Genomic DNA, 18574 nt, shown 5'->3' on the forward strand with positions numbered 1-18574 from the left:
GGTGGAATGGTTAGTCATCGTACTATATGGGGTCACATTGTTGATCATTTGCCTTTTTAGCTTAGGTCAGTTCAATCTTACCTGGCATTACCTGAAAGCCAAAAAACAGATAGAGGAAACTTCAGAAGAGCTTTTTGAATATCCGCTCGTTACGATTCAGCTTCCTGTTTACAACGAGCGATATGTGGTAGAGCGACTCATTGATGCCGTTATAAAAATTCAATACCCCAAGGATAAGTTGGAAATACAAATTCTCGACGATTCCAACGATGAAACAGTTCAGATCATTGAGAAGAAAGTAAATGAATATGCCGCCAATAGGTGGAATATTCAGCAGATGCGCAGACCGGATCGGGTAGGTTACAAAGCCGGAGCTCTTGCGTATGGAATGGAGCGAGCAAAAGGAGAGTTTATTGCCATTTTTGATGCCGATTTTGTTCCTAATCCAGAGTTTTTAATTCGTACGCTTCCAAAGTTCAGAAATGAAAAGGTAGGGATGGTACAAACCAAATGGAGCCATCTGAACACAGATTATGGTTCTCTTACCAAAATTCAGGCATTTTGGCTTGATGCACACTTCACCGTAGAGCAAAAAGGAAGAGAGCATGCAGGCAGTTTCATCAACTTTAATGGTACCGCTGGTGTATGGCGTAAAGTATGTATCAAAGATGCCGGAGGTTGGCAATACGATACGATCACCGAAGATCTAGATCTGAGCTATCGAGCACAGCTCAAAGGCTGGAAATTTGTCTACCGCGAAGAAATAGAATCACCTGCTGAGCTTCCCGTCTTGATTCCTGCAGTAAAATCACAGCAATATCGTTGGAATAAGGGTGCGGCTGAAACCGCAAGAAAAACTTTGGGGAAAGTGCTGACTTCCAATATCGGATGGAACCATAAAATCAGAGCCATTTTTCACTTGTTAAATAGCTCTGTCTTTCTACTACTATTGATCGCTGCAGTTCTAAGCATTCCAATGCTTTATATCAAGGAATATAATCCTGATTTGGCGCTTGTTTTCGACTTAGGTAGCATTTTCATTATAGGCTTTCTGGCAATGGGCTTTTTCTATTGGGTGGCCGCTAAAGCCACGCATCCTGAGTATACTTTTAGATATTTTATTAAAAACTTTCCAATATTTCTAGCCTTTTCTATGGGTATGGCGTTGCACAATTCCATTGCAGTAGTGGAAGGATATTTAGGCATAAAAACCCCTTTTGTTCGAACACCTAAGTTCAATGTGCAATCAAAAGGAGATTCCTGGAAAGGCAATCAGTACCTGAGCCAAGTCCTAACTCCAGTCACATTCATGGAAGGTTTGTTGTCCATCTATTTCATTTATGGAATTTTTTCTGGCTTTAAGCTGGAAGATTATGGATTAATGCTTTTCCACGGAATGTTGGCCATAGGTTTTGCATACGTTTTTATCTTGTCAGTGAAACCAATGAAATATCCAAGCTAAAGCAGCTTATAAATAGAACCACTAAAAATGCCTAATCAGCACAAAACAGGTTACTACACCTTTCTGGCTGTATATATACTTGCCATTTTCTCTATAGGTAATTGGATTGAACGACACGAAACTCTTGCACTATTACTGGCATATTGCAGTGCATTTTTAGGCTACCTATTTCTTCTCCAAAAACAAGAAAACTTACGGCTACTTTTCAATACTGGTTTAATAATAAGAATACTACTTTTTCTAAGCTTACCACTCTTATCTGATGATCTGTATCGTTTTATCTGGGACGGGACCTTGCTCAAAAACGGCATCCATCCATTCGAAGAATTACCTGGAACATATTTAAATCAGCACATTGAAGGCATTAATCATGAGCTTTACGAGCGCCTCAATTCACGGAATTATTTTACCATTTATCCACCGCTTAACCAGTTCATTTTTTGGGTAAGCGTCACTGTAGGTCAAGGCGATTGGTTGGTTTCTGCAAACACTATTCGTCTAATCCTGTATGGTGCTGATGTAGGATCGTTTTTCTTTCTCAGACGATTACTTATCCATTATGACAAATCGCCAAACCTGGCCTATTGGTATTGGTTAAACCCACTCGTTATCCTAGAATTCACAGGCAATCTTCATTTCGAAGGTCTTGTGATCTTCTTTGTGTTGGCTGGTATTTACTATTATGAGAAAAATAAAAAATGGTTTTCCGCGGCTGGGTTTGGGCTCGCTATAGGAACTAAATTATTACCTCTGATTTACCTGCCATTCCTTTTCTTAAAAGGATTAAAAGAAAGGAAGTGGGTCATCTCTATCCTAGCTGGGATCATTGGTCTCATCACGCTACTTCCATTACTCAATGAGACATTCATCAGTGCCATGAGTGAAAGTCTCGATCTTTACTTCAGATCTTTTGAGTTCAACGCCAGCACTTATTTTATAGCCCGCGCTATCGGCTACTGGATTTACGGTTATAATAACATTGCTTTGATAGGTCCCCTTCTATCTGTTTTCTCAATCGTTTCAATCCTTGTCGTTTCGGCCGTTGGGGTTCGAAAAAATTGGTCCATTTCTAAGACATTATTATTCATCCTAACTATTTATCTCGTATTCGCTACTACTGTACACCCATGGTACATTATTCCGCTGATAGCACTTGGCTTATTATCAGGTTATTGGTATCCACTGATCTGGTCATTTTTAATCTTCCTGACTTACCTAGGATACATGCGCAGCGGATTTGAACTTCCGGTGTTCATTATTGTTATCGAATATGTCTTTACTGGCTTAGTTTTGCTGGTAGAAATGAGATCGAAGAAAAAATGAAAAAACTCATACCGCCGGTCATCTTGCTTTTGGTATCTACGCTCACATCGTGTGGGCAAAAATCATTCGATGAAAAGCTTGAAAGTCTGTATCGAAAAACAGTCCCTCTTATTAAAGCGGATTCTTTGAAACCTCGGATGTCTGAGGTGGTTATTTTAGATACACGTGCAAGGGAAGAATTTGACGTAAGTCACATCCGTGGCGCACGGTTTATAAATTATGATGAATTTGAAATTTTTCAAGTTAAGGACATTCCTAAGGATAAGGAAGTGATCGTTTACTGCTCTGTAGGATACCGTAGCGAGCGGGTTGGAGAGAAACTAAAGAAGGCTGGATACACCAACGTGAAGAATCTTTATGGAGGAATTTTCAGCTGGAAGAATGAAGGCTACGATGTAGTAAGCCATAAAAATATCCCAACTGACAGTGTGCATACGTACAATAAGTCGTGGGGTAAATGGCTGGTAAAAGGAATAAAAGTTTATTAAAAAAGTATAGAATAGAATGAGTGACAGTTTATTAATGATCTTTGTGAAAAACCTGATTCCAGGTATGGTCAAGACCCGTTTGGCTGCTGATATCGGAATAGATAAGGCTTTGGATGTGTATCAGGAATTGGTGCATCATACACACAAAATCACCAAAAAAATTGAAGTAGATAAAGCAGTCTACTATTCAGAATATGTAGAAATCGAAGACATCTGGGACAATGGTGATTACAAGCTCACCTCCCAAAAAGGATTTTCACTTGGGGAGAAAATGTCCAACGCCTTTGATGAAGCTTTTGACTCATACAATAAGGTAGTAATCATCGGAAGCGACTGCTATGATTTGAATTCCAAGATTATCCTATCCGCTTTTGAAATGCTTGAGGAGAATGATGTTGTGGTAGGGCCAGCTAAAGACGGTGGATATTACTTGCTCGGCATGAAAGAATACCTTCCTCAACTTTTTCAAGACAAAGTTTACAGTACTGATTCTGTTTTGAAAGAGCTCCTTGCCGAAGCTGAGGAGCTTGAACTATCTGTACATCAATTGCCTACTCTCAATGATATCGATACCGTTGATGATTTGAAAGAAACAGATATGGACTGGGAAAATCTAGGAGCGGATGCAGCAGAAGATGATGAGGGAGAAGTGTAATAAATCCTCTCCCTCATCATTCATTCATATCTCAAAGACTCAATCGGATTGGCACCCGAAGCTTTCCACACTTTGGCTCCAATAGAAGCAAGTGCTATGATAACTGATACACATCCTCCCAGGGCGTATATCCACCATGAAATATTGGTTTGATAGGCAAAGTCCTCCATCCATTTACTAATGATGTAATAAGAGATCGGTGTTGAAACCAGGAACGCTATCACTATCAATAAGATGAACTCTTTGCTTAGGATAGTTCCTATTTGGAGAATGGATGCTCCCAGCACTTTTCTTATCCCCAGTTCTTTGGACTTTTGAACGATAGTAAATGAAATCAGGCCAAATAGTCCAAGACATGAAATCAGAATTGCTATGCCTGTCGCAGTTGAGGCCAGCTTTGAGGCTTGACGTTCTGTTTTATAAAATTGCTCAATCGTTTCATCCATGAAGTATACCGTCAATGGATAGTCTGGATAGATTTCCGTCCACTTGTCTGTCAGCTTATCAATGGTTTGCTCTAGGTGTCCGCCTTCTACTTTCAGCGCAAAACATCTTGAATTTTCCTGATACCGATAAAGCATCGGTTCGATCGGATGATGCAAAGATCTAAAGTGAAAGTCCTTAATGACCCCAACAACTGTATGATCATCCGAATTGAAATCGAAGGAGGCTCCTAAAGCTTCTCTAGGGTCATCAAAACCAAGATCTTTCATGAATGTTTCATTAATCAAAAGCTCAGTGAGTGTATCATTTGGGAGTAGATTTCGCCCTGCCAGGAGCTTAATATCATAAAATCGCAAGTAAGTCGTATCCCCAGATTTATTGTGTGCGCTGGTTACTACCTCACCCTTTTCTGATTGATACTTTACCGTTGATGTGGAGTAACCTCTTTGTGCCGGAGGTGTATTTTGAAGTGCATACTCCATTACTTCAGGCATTTCATTCAAATAATTTTTGATCAATTCAGACTTACTGTATTGCTCATAATATGGGGTATAGAAGTAGATAATACCATCTTCTTTGAATCCCAGATCTTTATCCAGCATAAAGGAAATCTGCCATGCAATCGCAATTGTTCCCACAATAAGCAGTTGAGAGAACAAAAATTGAAAAAGAATGAGTGTTTTTCTAATAAATGAACCTCCCGGATTGTTTGAACTTGCTCCTGGACTTAAGGCTTTAATGGGTCGAAATGAAGATATAACCCAAGAAGGATAGATACCTGCAATCACTCCAACGATCAAGGTAAGGCCTATAATAACCATCCAAAATATTGGACTATCATATTCCAGAGCGACACCCGCTGGGATAAATTCTTCAAAGAAGACAAATCCATAATGAGCGATAGGAATCGCCAACAAAACTGCAAAAAAAGAAATGAGAACACTCTCAGTCAAGAATCTACCAACCAGATGTCTTTTAGGACTTCCCAGTACTTTCCGTACACCAACTTCTTTAGATTTTGTAGTGGATTGTGCTGTTTCCAGATTTACGAAGTTAAAAATGGCGATTAATAAAATAGCCAGGGCGACAATACCCAAAATGGTTAGAGTAGGTGCGTGAGCAGGATTCCTGCCATTGTCAAATATTCCGATATCCGGGCTGAAATGAACAGCTGATAACGGTTGCAGTTGATAACTTTGAATCCAATCAGCATCCTCAGTTTGCTCAGCTACATGCTCATCCAGTGCTTCCAACTGAAGCAAAATATCTGCCCTATTTACCTTGTCAGAAGTTTTAATCCACAGCTGCGAAGAGCTGTTGGTACTGCCCCAATCATCACTAAATCGATCCTTTAGCCATGAATTTTCAATGGTAGCGTAAGAAATGAAATCAGTGAAATCAAAATCTGTATTATAATCCGGCTGTCTGACAATCCCAGAAACTGAAACTTTAAGTGAGTCTTGATAAACAATCGTTCGATTGATCATGTCCAGCCAATCTTCGTTCCCGAAATATTTTAACGCCTGATCACTGGTCAAGACCACTTTGTTTGGCTCAGTCAATGCATTTTCAGCATTGCCCGCCAGCCACTTATATTGACCCACCAATTGGAAATAGGTGTTACCTGCCAATAATAAATTACTCTGTCGCTCAAAATCCTTCTTTCCTTCATCACCTTCTACTTCCACAGCAGCAGAATATGTATAAAAATAGGCAACAGCATCTACGCCTGAAAAATTCTCCTTTACATAGGGTCCAATTGGAGTTGCTACTCCCTTGTTGGTCTGTGTAAAAGAGCCCGTAAATGATGTAAAGATTCGATGGATATTTTCTTTCTCGGGAATCTCGGTGTTGAAGCTGAGTTCAAACCTTACAATGCTAAGAATAGCAAGAAAAGCGCCTACACCAATGGCTAAACCAAGTATATTAATTGCAGCCGTAGTTTTGTTTTTAAGCAGGTTCCGCCAGGCGATAACCAGATTGTGTCTTAAAAAAGTAAGTGACGTGTTAACCCTGTTGTTTTTCATTTTAGTCCTTTTAAGTGCATATGATCTAAAGCTTCTGATAACCAGCCACCAATAGAAGAGATTAGCAAATCTTACGCCTCGATCCTGTACAAACTCGGCATAAACTTCATGGAGATCGCCCTCCAGCTCTTCCAATCGCTCATCTGAGCAATAAAATTGAAAGATTCTCAAAGGAAGTTTCGGTGGTTGTTTTGGACTCATCCCAGATTCTCAAACGCGATTTTTGGTATTTGATTTCTCATTCTATTTCGGAGCTCATTTGCCGTTTCTAGCGCAACCTTTCCTGCATGGGAAATGCTAAACAGGCGTTTTCGTTTACCTCCTCGTTCACTCGACATTTCACCCATTCTGGATTTCAATAGTCCCTTTTCCTCCAGACGATAGACCGCAGCATGAACCGAACTTATGCTAACCTTACGATCAGTTTGCTTATTTAATTCACGCTGAATAGCAACACTGTAGGCATTGTCATACAAGATGCCAACTGTCAACAATACCAGCTCTTCAAACTCTCCAAGATTGGTTCCCTTCATTTTTTGAAATATTAATTTCGTAAATGTAAGTATTATACCCGAAAAGTAAATTTTGGTTACAAAATCTTTACTTTTTTTTAGAAATACTGGCCTATACCAAGCACAAATCCACTAATTGATGGCTCTTGTAGATTAACTCCATAATCTATTCTTAGAATGGCATTATAGATTCTTTTGTGAATGAATCTCAATCCTCCGCCGGCAAAAATTACGGCGTTACTCTTTTCAGCAAAATCAGAAAAATCTCCTCCAGGATTTCTCCAAGATCCGGAATCAGAGAACAAAACACCTTGTACAGCTACTTTTTCTAAGTGGATAAAAGAATGACGATATTCTGCATTAAAAATGATAGCCCCTGTGCCACGATCCACTCTATTTCCTACGCCACGAATGTTGAGGTAGCTGTCTAGCACGAATGGTGCAAATGGGCTTACCTCATTGGAACTTAGGCCCAAACGCAATCGGGTAGCGAAGTTTCCCTTGTCGCCACTTCTCCAAAATTTTTTTAGATCATTGAAGACAATGTAAAATGCCGGATCATCATTCAGAGATTGCACAGTTTGAATGTTTAGCTGATTGTGCAATCCCTCTTGATAAAAGAAAAAATAGTTGACTCTATTCCAGACAAATGTTGCCTTGCCTAGAAGTTTCTTCTTGCTGACTTTTTCAGGAGCTCCTTCAAAACTTCCGTTGGTGAATTTTCGATAATCTTCGGTGAAAAATGCACCGCCAATTTCCACCCGATCTTTAAAATTAAAATGCCGTATCACGTCGGCGCCAAACGTGTAATTATCATACTCGTACTCTACAGTTTGTCCACCAAAGAAAAGTGGCTCTAGGGTAGACCATTTGATCAGGTTTACATTGACTCCCCAATTGGATTGCTTGATGCGATCAAAAGTTAGATGCGCGGCAAAAGAGCTACGATCATAGTATTGATAGTAAGAAGTAAGCTTATTTCCCTTCCCTGCAAGATTTGCTTCTGATGCTCCTATCTGAATCCAAAAATTTTCCTCTATTCCTCCAAAACTAAAGATCGGCAAGAGCGTGAATAGCTCTTGAAATACAAAAGTCACTTCAACACCGCTTCCAACATTACTGATACTAAATTGTACATCTGAAAACATTTCCAGATTTACCAGTTGCTGACGGGTAGCTTCGAGTTTTACGGAATCTAGTCTATCACCAATCCTGAAAGAGAGAAATTGATCGACAAATACTGTCTTTGTTTTATTTAATCCTTCATAGTTTATTGCAACAATTTCCTGTGAAAAACACTGGACGGCTAGGCATAAGGTGCATATGATCAATAGATTTTTTTTCACTTCTGGCGAATCACTCGGATACCCAAATTTATGGTTTCTCCTGCTCCTGCTCCTTCACTACCTAACCAAAAGTTGGTATAGAGAAACTCGAGTTCGATGAAGTTGGGTATCAGCTGATATTTAGTTCCAATACCAGATTGCACGAAGTAAGAGAAAAATGCTTCTCCTGTTTGACGCTGATCATTGTAATGAGTTGGGAAATATTCCGACATCCCATATATGGTCCATCTTGTATTCGGAAAGTAGCTAAAGAATATACTGGTTTGCGTTTGGAGGTAATTGTTTTCGCGAAAGGAATCGCGTGTCAGATTATACCAAAATGCTTGCTGGAAGAATAGTTGCGTTTTTTCAGATAATGGAAGGTCATAAAAGATTTGATTCAGCCACAGGCTGCCATCCGGATGCAGAAAGGCGTCTGACGATGTTTGATTTTCTAAATCTTCTGCAAGTGGAAAAAGAAATGTAGACTGAATAGAAAGCTTTTTCAAATCATTGAAGGGGGCAATCTTTATTTTCGGTCCAAATCCAACTACAGCTGTCCGTGATCCTTGATCATCACTCGTGTTTACATTTTTTATCCATACATCTGCCCCAACATTGATCTTATCGTTTAGTCCAAAGAGGAATTGATTAATGGAAGTGAAATAGTTTTCCCTCCTTCCATTGTCTACTTTTCCTCCACTCCCATCAAACGATTTTGTTTGGGTATATAAATTTTGAAAACTTTTAATCTCCCAGTCACCTTTTCCAAAGAGAATAGATGGTGTGTAGTTCTGGAGATTGTTTTGTGCTGAGCTTAAGAAAAAAGCTGAAACAAATATGGTAAATACTACGATCCTCATGTTTTTCATTTTCATCAAAGAACGCAGATCAATCATCAAATGACGGTCAATCAAGAGACAATTTAGATTTTGTGATAAATTGATTAACTCCTCGTGATAAATCAGGCCAGTTTATCCAAATCTCGAATCAAAATTCTCCGTCTGTCAAAATTGATTAGGTTCTTTTCTCTCAGTTCATTCATTACAGTAGTCACTGTCTGTCTGGATGTGCCAGTCAGCGAGGCGATATCCTTGTGAGTGAGGTGATTTTTTATCATCATTTCAAATCCTACTTTCTGTCCTTTCTCTTCTGCCATCTCTCTCAGAAAGTCTACGATGCGCGTACGAGCATCTTTAAAAACCAGTGATTCAATCTTTCGCTCAGTTTTTCTCAAACGAAACCCAACGATCTTCAATATTTTCAAATTAAGATCTTTATTATCCACCATTAGGTTTTGAAGATCCTCAATCGTCATAGAGCATACATGCGTATCATTGTCCATAGCTTGAGCAAAATCCTGGCGTTTTTCTTCACCTGCCAGAGCTAGCTCACCAAATATTTCACCGCGTGTAAGGATTGCTTTTACAATCTCTTTGCCATCCGGACCGTACGTTCCAATTTTCACTCGACCACTGGAGACCATATAAATATTCTCGGAGGACTGATCTTTGAAATAGATAAAGTCATCTTTCTTATATACTCCAGGCAAGTGTCTCTCTTCTAAATAAGGAGTCTTTTTGGGACATAATACTTCGAAGAGATCTGTGTCTTCAAAGTACCATAAATTTCTTTCTTCGCTCATGATCTTAGGATGTATGGATTTAATGCAAATTTGCAAACAACCACGGTTAACAACAATTATAACTAAAAAGCTCCTTCATGGATTATTTATATCTGAAAGCTCTACATATCATATTCGTAATTACCTGGTTTGCCGGATTGTTTTATATCGTAAGACTTTTTATTTATCATACTGAAGCGTTGGAAAAAACTGAGCCAGAGCGGACCATTCTTTCAAGCCAACTTGCTGTAATGAGTAAGAAACTTTGGTACATCATCACCTGGCCCTCGGCGGTTATAACAATCGCGATAGGAACGTCCCTCCTAATAAGCCAGCCATCATGGCTTAAAATGCCTTTTATGCACATAAAGCTAGGTTTTGTTGTTTTGCTCCTTCTCTATCATGTGGGCTGTCATAAGATTTTCCGACAGCTTCAAAAAGGAAAGGCTCAATATTCTTCTATCCAACTTCGCGTGTTCAATGAAGTGGCAACAGTCCTTCTTTTTGCGATTGTTTTTCTAATCGTATTAAAGAATGAACTGAGTTGGATATGGGGAACCATCGGACTTGTTAGCTTTGCCGTGATCCTTATGATCGCTACAAAACTTTATAAAAAATTTAGAAAAATGTGATAATTACTACTCCGCTGAACGTGATTATTGGCGGCAGTGTTAATATTGAAGTTTAGACTATGAAAAACCTCACCTTACTCTTTTCTGTTTTGATCTTTATTGCATGTGATCAACAGAAATCTTCAGAAAGACTGCCCTTTCTGGGCAATACGATTTATGAAGAAAATGATACGACTTACCACACCATTCAAGACTTTCAGTTGGTAGACCAGGACAGTAGCATTGTTACCAATGAGACATTTGCAGATAAGGTATATGTCGCTGATTTTTTCTTTACCTCTTGCCCGACCATCTGCCCTAAGATGAAAGCACAGATGTTGCGCGTCTATGAAAAATTTGAGAATAACGATCAGGTGGCAATTTTGTCTCATACCATTGATCCAACCTATGATACGGTAGCGTTACTAAAAGACTATGCGGACCGTTTGGGTGTAAAATCTTTTAAATGGAAATTCGTAACAGGCGATCAAGATTATATTTATGACTTGGCCGAGAAAAGCTACATATCTCTGGCCGATGAAGATGGAAATGCACCGGGCGGATTTGTACATTCTGGAGCGTTTTTATTGGTAGATAAAGGTCGTAGGATCAGAGGCTTTTATGATGGGACCGTCCCAGAACAAGTGGATGTGCTGATGAACGATATTGAAAAACTATTAAAGGAATATCAGCCAAGTGCTGGAAAGTAGAAATTATGAAAAAACTAACCTATCTCTTCTTTGCTGCTACTCTTATTGTCGCATGTAGCAGTGGCTCAGGTGAAAAGTCTCAGACTGAAGAATCCTCTATGAGTTCTCGAGATGAGATCCGGCTGAAGCAATATCAGGTGCAAGGTGCTAAAGTGTATGCAACCTACTGCGCCAATTGTCACCAGCAGGATGGCAAAGGACTTGCTTCACTTTATCCACCGCTTGCCGAATCAGATTACCTTTTGGAAGACATGGCTCGCGCGGCATGTATAGTAAAAAATGGACAAAGCAAAGAGATTGTTGTGAACGGCGTGACTTATAATCAGATGATGCCTGGCAACCCCATTACTAATTTGGAGATTGCTGAAGTGCTTACCTTCATAGGTAATGCCTGGGGCAATGAAGCAGGTCTTATTGGTGTGAAAGACGTGGATAAGTGGATTAGTGAGTGTGGGGAGGGATATTAATCCTTTAAAGCTTCTTTCCCTTTAGCAAGGGATCCATTCATATCTTCTTTCACTTTCTGAACGGCTACTTTTTGTTCTTTAAAGTATTTCATGCGCTCTTCCTCAGTGCCTTCGAATTCAGGTTCAAATGCACGCATCCACTGCCTCATGCCTTCATTGGCATTGGAGATATCTGATGCCAATGAACCGAACATTGTCGCACGTGTACTATCTGATTCCATCAAAGAATCAGCAAGTGCTTCCAGGGTCATTCGGGTTTTACGCAGTTCGCCCATTTTAGGCATAACCTCATCATGAATTGCGATTACTTCATCTTTGAGTGTTTGCAGTTCTGCTTTTTTTGAAGGCTCACAGGCCAAAAGCGTAGCAATGAGGCCAGTTAATAGAATAAAATTCTTCATAGATATAATCAATAATTACATCCCCAGAGGGGATTAGTCAATTTTTACCTCAGCATCTTTCAGGACATACATGAGCTGATCATAATCGGTATCGTTCAATTCCAATCGTCCCGTTACTGTTACTGGCTTTGCCGTATATTTTACTTCCTCCTTTAGATAAGCTTCAGCCACCGTTTCTGGTCCGCTTCCTCCACAGAAAAAACATGCAGCAATCGGCAATGAAGAAATGATTATATGTTTCGGCTCAAACATACCTTCAAAGGGAATTATGAATCCCTTGAGGGAAACTACTTTCCCATTCATTTTTTGCACATCATCTCCAAACTTAGGAACGTAGATTTCTCCATATTCATCCTGAGATTTTTCATACTTCACGTCGGCCATGGTTTCCCAGTTTTTGCCGGAATCTGTAAACTGAGCAGAAGCTCCGAATGAAAGTGTTAATGCAAGAAGAACGTATGTGTGTTTCATGTCTATTAAGCTTTTGAAAGCGTTTCCGAAATATCTGACTTATACGCAAGAAATGCCGGAATGATTGAGGCAAAAATACCCACTGCAAGGCTTCCAAGCATTACGTAATATTCATCAGGCACAAAAAACATTCCGCTTGCTTGAATTTGTTCCATCGTGCCAACTAAAATTACAAATCCCATGTGCGCCAATCCAAAACCACACATACTCCCAATGATGGTTAAGACGATTCCCTCTGTCATGATTAGCAAGAAAATCTTAACCTGACTTGCTCCCATCGATCGCATGATTGCCAGTTCATATTTGCGCTCCTTCAAAGAGTTAATCAAAGCGATGAATACACTAGTGGCACTGAGAATAATGATGACCAGTCCCAATACGTTTACCACATCTACACCAACTCCAATAATATTAAATAATCGAGCCGTCTCATAGGGTGGGGAAGCAGCCTGTAGATTGCTCGTTCCATTTACAATGCGAGGTAGCTGTACTGCTGCCATTGGCGAGCGATACTTAAGAAGCAGTGAGGTGATATCTTCGGTAGCCAATTGCTCTTTCGTCACTTCAATACCCAAGCGCTCCAAAGCGATTGTTTCATGCATATCACTGTTTTCATCGTGATTGTGCTCCTCATGGCCAGCATGAACCTCCCACACGCTTTGGATAGAAACCAAAATAAGCTGATCTAATACCGAGCCAGTCTGCTCCATGATCCCAACCACCTTAAACGGATGCTCTTCGTGGCCACCTGCACCTTCAGCAAGACCATGTGCACTTTCTAGTTCATCACCTAGAGATATCCCTAAGTTCTTTGCTACAGTAGCTCCTGCTGTTGCAGTCATTTCATCACTAAACCATTCCCCTGACAATAATTGTGCTCCGTAAAGATCTGCATACCCCGAGGATGTACCTACTATTCTGTAACCCTGATAACTGTCGCCCAAAGACAATGGAATTGCCGACTTCACTAATCTATTCTTAGTCAGATTATTAGCGTCTTCCAAGGATATGTTCCCTGTGGGAAAATCAATATGGAATATACTAGCCAGAATGATCTGCAGCGGACTTCCTTTTGCTCCCACTACTAAATCAACTCCCTGAGCGTTCTTGCTGATTTCGCCCTTCAGGAATGTACTGGTAAGTAATATGGCTACAATAATAGCAACACCAAATCCAAATAGTAGGACGCTCAAAATTGAGCTCAGTGGTTTAGCAAATACATTTTTGATACTTAGAGAAAATAAATTCATAGTGCTAGCTGGTTTTTGAATTCATTTTTTACCCGATGATCATGTGTCGCAACAATTAATGTCGCTCCGGTTTCTTCTGCTTGAGATTTAAGTAAATCAATTACTTTTTTACAGTTATCATCATCCAAACTTGCGGTAGGCTCATCAGCTAAAAGTAGCTTAGGAGAGTTAATTACCGCCCGGGCAATAGATACTCGCTGTGCCTGTCCCTGACTGATTTGATGTACTTTCCGATTCGCCAATTCTTCAATTCCAAGGCGTGAAAGAACCTCATCTACGCGTTTACTATCTGTTTGCTTGTGACTGAGATATTGAGATAAATAAAGATTTTCCTTCACCGTAAGTGATCGAACCAAATGTGGTTTTTGAAATACGATTCCTATATTTTCACCACGAAAACGATCCAATTTAGCATTGCTCTTTGCACTTAAGTCTTCGCCTGCAACTTTAAGTATGCCTTCCTTTGGCGCCATCAATCCACCAATAAGGTGCAGAAGTGTGGTTTTGCCGCTGCCCGAATTGCCTAGAATAATTGCATGATTACCCTTCTCTACAGTCCAGTCTGGATAGGTTATAGTCATCTGTCCATCATAGGAATGCCTTAGTGCCTTAATGTTTAACATTAAACTCCCAGTTGTTTTCTAATTCTATTGATTTGATGGATGTGATGAATCTGATCATACACAAATGAATCAACAGCTCGATCAAGATTTTGTCGTCCACCAAGTGGATGTTTATAAACCAGCTTGTTTAGCCATTGTTCAGGATAATCCATTACAAACTTTTCAATATCGTTACGTGTGGCTGCCCAAAGTGACTTCATTTCTTCATATTCAAAGGTTGCCGGATTTGATATATAAGAAGGAGCTTTCCACTTCAGTGAGCTTTTTAGAGCTCCATTACATAAGTACATCCGTAGCGCATTGACGGGACCATAATTCTCCATTTTATCCCCTGCTTGTACTTTCTTTTGCATGTATTTCAATGACGCTGTTTCAGCAGAATTTAGATGCGAAAGCACTTGAATGATACTCCATCCGTAGCTTGGATCACCCAATTTTTCGACCGGAATTCCCTCCAGGGAATCATAAATTTCCTGCGTGTCTGCTTTTAGCCTTTTCAGCTTTTCGAGTATCTCCTTTTTCACCAGTATTAATTTTTTGCTAAAAAATATAAAAAAAGTTATCTTCGTTCCTGTAAATCAGCCTTTTATAAAGGTATAACCCACCACTTAGACCCGATAAAACGGGTTAGGTACTTAAAGAGGTACCAAATTATAAAGTATTTGCACAACAGCCTGATGTATTCAGGCAATGGATCAAATACGAAAAATGCACTCTCATACGCTTGTAATATTAGTTCGTACTGTTAGTTTTTAAAATTAATATTGCGTAAGATCACCCTTAAATTACACTGAAGTGAGTATTCTTGACATCATCGCCTTGTTTATCTTCCTTTCAGGAGCGTTTATTTTCATAAACACATTCTACCTAAAGTTGCCCTCATCCATTGGATTGATGATAATGGCACTTGTACTCTCCTTCTTCGTGTTAATCATAGGAAATGTTTTCCCTGAGTTGCACCTGGCCGAGCATGTGAAGGAATATGAATTTGAAGAGGTTCTGTATCAGATTGTACTGAGCTTTATGCTCTTTTCAGGAGCATTAAATATCGATTTTAGAAAATTAAGTAGTCAGCGAAGTTCTGTTTTGGTTTTAGCGATTGTTGGGGTAATCATCTCTACGTTGGTCATAGGTACTGGGGTCTACTATATGCTAGACTTGATGAGTATTCATCTCGAGTATTTATACTGCTTAGTATTCGGTGCCCTCATTTCTCCTACTGATCCAATTGCAGTAACAAAGACAATCAAACGATTTAATCTTTCTAAAGAGCTTGAAATTAAGATTGCTGGTGAATCCCTCTTTAATGATGGAATAGCGGTAGTTCTCGCACTGACATTATTGGATATCGCCCACGCAGGTGAAGATCATACACTTACCTTTTTTGAGACGATATACATTGTAGTAGCAGACATTGGGGGCGGTATTTTCATTGGTCTATTGCTTGGCTACCTGGGCTATCGCTTATTGAAATATGTAGACAATGACGCGGTTGAAGTTGAGGTTTTAATAACCCTCGCTCTGGTCCTTGTAGGATCGCAACTTGCAGACTTTATTCATGTTTCTGCTAAACAGGCTGCAGTTGTAATGGGGCTCGTCGTAGGCAATGAAGGAAAAAGTACACATGTCGCGGGAGCAGCAGGTGATTATGTTTTTAAATTTTGGAAACTTCTGGAAGAAACCTTTAGTGCAATGCTATTCGTGCTTATCGGTCTCGAAATGCTCGTACTTGATCTAAGATTGGATTTTATTTCCGCTGGATTCTTTGCGGTCTGTATTGTACTCTTTGGCCGATGGATGAGTGTATTTGTACCAATAAAGATGATGTCCGTAAAGAATCATTTTGCTCCAAATACCATTTCCGTATTGACCTGGGGTGCGTTGAGAGGAGGTTTACCTATTGCTCTTTCGCTTTCGCTCACAGACTTTACCGGTAAAGATGTGATCGTGACCATGACATACATTGTAGTGGTCTGCTCGGTGCTATATCAGGGACTGACAGTGCCTACCTTGATGAGATCAAGTACGTCAGATTCATAACATTCAAATACAGTTCGTTTTAAGGGTATCTTGCTAAATTTATGGCATGATTAGACTAAGCTATGTGTTTCTCGCCGTGCTACTTCTCGTTTCATGCGGAGATAGTAAGGAAGAAACTGAAAAACCTACCTCACCACGAATTCGGAAGAAAACGAGTATTGCTAATCCTTCTCAGAATCAAAACTTTGTGCGAGGAGCCAAAATATCGGTGACCATCCAGGCATCTGAAGATTTCACCATAGACTCGGTACAATTATCCATAGATGATCAAACCAACACATATTATGAATCGTCTTTCGATGTGACCATTCCTTCACGCCGAGTGGGTTCGTGGAGATTGCTTGCTAAAGTTTTCGATGGAGAAAACTCTGAAACTCACTATCGGACTATTATTGTTTTACCTGAAAATGAGCCAATCGCATATGGCTATGACATTAAAAACACTTATCCCCATAACACGGATGATTACACGCAAGGATTGCTAATAAATGACGGAAGCATGTATGAAAGTAGCGGTCAACGAGGCAAATCCACACTCAAAAAGAAAAGTATTACAACCGGAGAAACCGAAAAAGTTGTTAATCTGTCCGCTGATCTCTTTGGTGAAGGACTAGCCTTGTTCAATGATGAGTTTTATCAACTTACATGGACTTCAGGAATTGGCTTTGTTTATAATGCTCAAATGGAGCAAGTGCGCACCTTCAACTATCAGCTGCAGGGATGGGGATTAACCACTCTTGACAATACTTTGGTCCTTACAGATGAGAGTGAAAAACTTTACTTCGTAGAGCCAACAAGCTTTACCATTCTACGTGAAATAGAGGTCTATGATAACAATGGAAAGGTTGATGCTCTAAATGAGCTAGAGGTTATCGATGGGATGATTTATGCAAATGTTTACCTCGAAGACTACATTGTAGTTATTGATCCAGAAACCGGAGAGGTATTGAGAAAAATCGATTGTACTGGCTTACTCACTGAGCAGGAAGCTCAAGCAGCTGATGTCTTAAATGGCATTGCATACGATGAGACAACTGGCAGCATTTACATCACTGGTAAATGGTGGCCCAAATTATTTGAAGTAACATTTCAACCAAAAACTATATAACAATGACTTTAGAGGAAATAACCGGCAAAATTCAAAAGCTTGCTGATAAGCATAGTGGTCAATTTGCAGGAAAAGCAAATTTCAAATTCGACGAAGGTGTCGTTCACTTGGACGATACAGTTTCGCCAACGGTAGTGGTAAACGAAGAGCGCGAGGCGCCTTTTGCTATTAAAATGTCTGCTGACAATTTCAACAAAATCTTAACCGGTGATTTAAATGTGATGATGGCATTTATGTCTGGAAAGCTAAAAATTGAAGGTGATAAAGGTGCAGCAATGAAGTTGACAGCACTTTTCTAAAAGAATTTTGCTCACAAAATGAGAGCCTCTTTCTGTTTAGGTAGAGGCTTTTTCATTCAATATCTTCCTCCAGATTCATTTCTTCCAAATCTTGGTCCGGCGTATTGACTGACCCAGTTGATTCTTCATTGAGGTACTTTTCGAATGACATATAGAATATGGTCCCGATTGTGACTCCAATCAATGAGCCTGCCATGATGTCGATTAGAAAATGCTGTAATAAATAGACTCGTGATATAGCTGTGAATGTGGCTCCAATAAAGAGAATAGAAGAGTAATTGTTATTCTGTAGCATTAAAGCTACGAAGGAAGTCAACGCAAAAATTGCCATTGAGTGGCCTGAAGGAAAAGAATATTGACTTAGTATAGTTACACCATCTACAAAGTCCAGAACTTCGTATCCTTTGAAATAGATAATTGGGCGCTGTGCTTCAGGAAACAATACATACTTAAAAAAAAGAGAGATCGCTGCTACGCCAATTCCTGACATGCCAAGAATAAGACCAAATCTTCGTTTGAAAATGATCAGCATGATTGCAACAACCCCAAAAAATATCGCATCACCTGTGTGCGTCCAATATTTGAAAAAAAAATCCCAAGCTGGATTGTGTAGGCTATTTAGCCACAAAACAAATTCTCCATGGCTTCTATATAAAAAGAATACTACCGAAAGCGTAAATAGGCACAGGTAGGGAATAAAGAAAAGACTTGTGTTCCTTAAACGATTAATCATG

The 18574-nt window shown here is 39.7% G+C and carries 21 protein-coding genes; 10 read left to right on the forward strand and 11 right to left on the reverse strand.

Annotated features, from left to right (window positions below):
* Position 1: 1 nt before the first annotated feature.
* The 4 genes from ABJG98_RS16705 to ABJG98_RS16720 are packed head-to-tail and all read left to right on the forward strand — an operon-like array spanning position 2 to position 3928.
* Positions 2-1462 (forward strand): cellulose synthase family protein, encoded by a 1461-nt coding sequence (locus ABJG98_RS16705; protein WP_348280687.1) that lies wholly within the window; start codon positions 2-4, stop codon positions 1460-1462.
* 27 nt (positions 1463-1489) lie between these two features.
* The gene (locus ABJG98_RS16710) at positions 1490-2785 is read left to right on the forward strand and encodes a glycosyltransferase 87 family protein (protein WP_348280688.1); all 1296 of its coding nucleotides are present in this window, start codon (positions 1490-1492) and stop codon (positions 2783-2785) included.
* Positions 2782-3273, forward strand: coding sequence for a rhodanese-like domain-containing protein (locus ABJG98_RS16715; protein WP_348280689.1), 492 nt, complete (start codon positions 2782-2784; stop codon positions 3271-3273). Before ABJG98_RS16710 ends, ABJG98_RS16715 begins: the two co-directional genes overlap by 4 nt.
* A 16-nt stretch (positions 3274-3289) precedes the next feature.
* Positions 3290-3928: a TIGR04282 family arsenosugar biosynthesis glycosyltransferase gene (locus ABJG98_RS16720; protein WP_348280690.1), complete on the forward strand. Its 639-nt coding sequence runs from the start codon at positions 3290-3292 to the stop codon at positions 3926-3928.
* Positions 3929-3948: 20 nt separating this feature from the next.
* Here the strand turns inward: ABJG98_RS16720 and ABJG98_RS16725 are convergent, their stop codons facing one another.
* The 5 genes from ABJG98_RS16725 to ABJG98_RS16745 form a co-directional block, all read right to left on the reverse strand.
* Positions 3949-6600 carry an ABC transporter permease gene (locus tag ABJG98_RS16725; protein ID WP_348280691.1) on the reverse strand — a complete coding sequence of 884 codons (2652 nt, stop codon included), beginning with the start codon at positions 6598-6600 and terminating at the stop codon, positions 3949-3951.
* Entirely contained in the window at positions 6597-6932 is a 336-nt protein-coding gene (locus ABJG98_RS16730) for a PadR family transcriptional regulator (RefSeq protein ID WP_348280692.1), read from the reverse strand. The genes ABJG98_RS16725 and ABJG98_RS16730 overlap by 4 nt, the downstream gene beginning before the upstream one ends.
* A gap of 77 nt (positions 6933-7009) precedes the next feature.
* Entirely contained in the window at positions 7010-8257 is a 1248-nt protein-coding gene (locus tag ABJG98_RS16735) for a hypothetical protein (RefSeq protein ID WP_348280693.1), read from the reverse strand.
* A complete protein-coding gene (locus ABJG98_RS16740; RefSeq protein WP_348280694.1) occupies positions 8254-9099 on the reverse strand; it encodes a hypothetical protein in 846 nt (281 codons plus the stop codon). The genes ABJG98_RS16735 and ABJG98_RS16740 overlap by 4 nt, the downstream gene beginning before the upstream one ends.
* 101 nt (positions 9100-9200) lie before the next feature.
* Entirely contained in the window at positions 9201-9881 is a 681-nt protein-coding gene (locus ABJG98_RS16745) for a Crp/Fnr family transcriptional regulator (protein WP_348280695.1), read from the reverse strand.
* A gap of 77 nt (positions 9882-9958) precedes the next feature.
* Here ABJG98_RS16745 and ABJG98_RS16750 point away from each other — a divergent pair, with 77 nt between their 5' ends.
* The 3 genes from ABJG98_RS16750 to ABJG98_RS16760 are packed head-to-tail and all read left to right on the forward strand — an operon-like array spanning position 9959 to position 11648.
* On the forward strand, positions 9959-10492 hold the full coding sequence (locus tag ABJG98_RS16750; RefSeq protein ID WP_348280696.1) for a CopD family protein: 534 nt from the start codon (positions 9959-9961) through the stop codon (positions 10490-10492).
* A gap of 59 nt (positions 10493-10551) precedes the next feature.
* Positions 10552-11181 carry an SCO family protein gene (locus ABJG98_RS16755; RefSeq protein WP_348280697.1) on the forward strand — a complete coding sequence of 210 codons (630 nt, stop codon included), beginning with the start codon at positions 10552-10554 and terminating at the stop codon, positions 11179-11181.
* A 5-nt stretch (positions 11182-11186) separates the two neighbouring features.
* The gene (locus ABJG98_RS16760) at positions 11187-11648 is read left to right on the forward strand and encodes a cytochrome c (RefSeq protein WP_348280698.1); all 462 of its coding nucleotides are present in this window, start codon (positions 11187-11189) and stop codon (positions 11646-11648) included.
* Here the strand turns inward: ABJG98_RS16760 and ABJG98_RS16765 are convergent.
* Genes ABJG98_RS16765 through ABJG98_RS16785 form a run of 5 tightly spaced genes read right to left on the reverse strand, consistent with a single transcriptional unit; the run spans position 11645 to position 14917 of the window.
* Complete coding sequence (locus ABJG98_RS16765) at positions 11645-12049, reverse strand: hypothetical protein (protein WP_348280699.1); 405 nt, start codon at positions 12047-12049, stop codon at positions 11645-11647. The genes ABJG98_RS16760 and ABJG98_RS16765 overlap by 4 nt on opposite strands.
* 33 nt (positions 12050-12082) lie before the next feature.
* A complete protein-coding gene (locus tag ABJG98_RS16770) occupies positions 12083-12520 on the reverse strand; it encodes a hypothetical protein (RefSeq protein ID WP_348280700.1) in 438 nt (145 codons plus the stop codon).
* Between the two features lie 5 nt (positions 12521-12525).
* Positions 12526-13713, reverse strand: a complete 1188-nt coding sequence (locus ABJG98_RS16775; RefSeq protein ID WP_348280701.1) for an FtsX-like permease family protein — start codon at positions 13711-13713, stop codon at positions 12526-12528.
* 53 nt (positions 13714-13766) lie between these two features.
* Complete coding sequence (locus ABJG98_RS16780; protein ID WP_348280702.1) at positions 13767-14393, reverse strand: ABC transporter ATP-binding protein; 627 nt, start codon at positions 14391-14393, stop codon at positions 13767-13769.
* The gene (locus ABJG98_RS16785; protein ID WP_348280703.1) at positions 14393-14917 is read right to left on the reverse strand and encodes a DinB family protein; all 525 of its coding nucleotides are present in this window, start codon (positions 14915-14917) and stop codon (positions 14393-14395) included. The genes ABJG98_RS16780 and ABJG98_RS16785 overlap by 1 nt, the downstream gene beginning before the upstream one ends.
* 271 nt (positions 14918-15188) lie before the next feature.
* Here ABJG98_RS16785 and ABJG98_RS16790 point away from each other — a divergent pair, with 271 nt between their 5' ends.
* The 3 genes from ABJG98_RS16790 to ABJG98_RS16800 are packed head-to-tail and all read left to right on the forward strand — an operon-like array spanning position 15189 to position 17840.
* Complete coding sequence (locus ABJG98_RS16790; protein WP_348280704.1) at positions 15189-16433, forward strand: sodium:proton antiporter; 1245 nt, start codon at positions 15189-15191, stop codon at positions 16431-16433.
* Positions 16434-16479: 46 nt separating this feature from the next.
* On the forward strand, positions 16480-17541 hold the full coding sequence (locus ABJG98_RS16795) for a glutaminyl-peptide cyclotransferase (RefSeq protein ID WP_348280705.1): 1062 nt from the start codon (positions 16480-16482) through the stop codon (positions 17539-17541).
* 2 nt (positions 17542-17543) lie between these two features.
* Positions 17544-17840, forward strand: a complete 297-nt coding sequence (locus ABJG98_RS16800) for an SCP2 sterol-binding domain-containing protein (RefSeq protein WP_348280706.1) — start codon at positions 17544-17546, stop codon at positions 17838-17840.
* A gap of 52 nt (positions 17841-17892) precedes the next feature.
* Here the strand turns inward: ABJG98_RS16800 and ABJG98_RS16805 are convergent, their stop codons facing one another.
* Complete coding sequence (locus ABJG98_RS16805) at positions 17893-18573, reverse strand: phosphatase PAP2 family protein (protein ID WP_348280707.1); 681 nt, start codon at positions 18571-18573, stop codon at positions 17893-17895.
* Between the last annotated feature and the right edge of the window lies 1 nt (position 18574).

The sequence above is a fragment of the Ekhidna sp. genome (genome assembly GCF_039960695.1).
Classification (GTDB): Bacteria; Bacteroidota; Bacteroidia; order Cytophagales; family Cyclobacteriaceae; genus Ekhidna.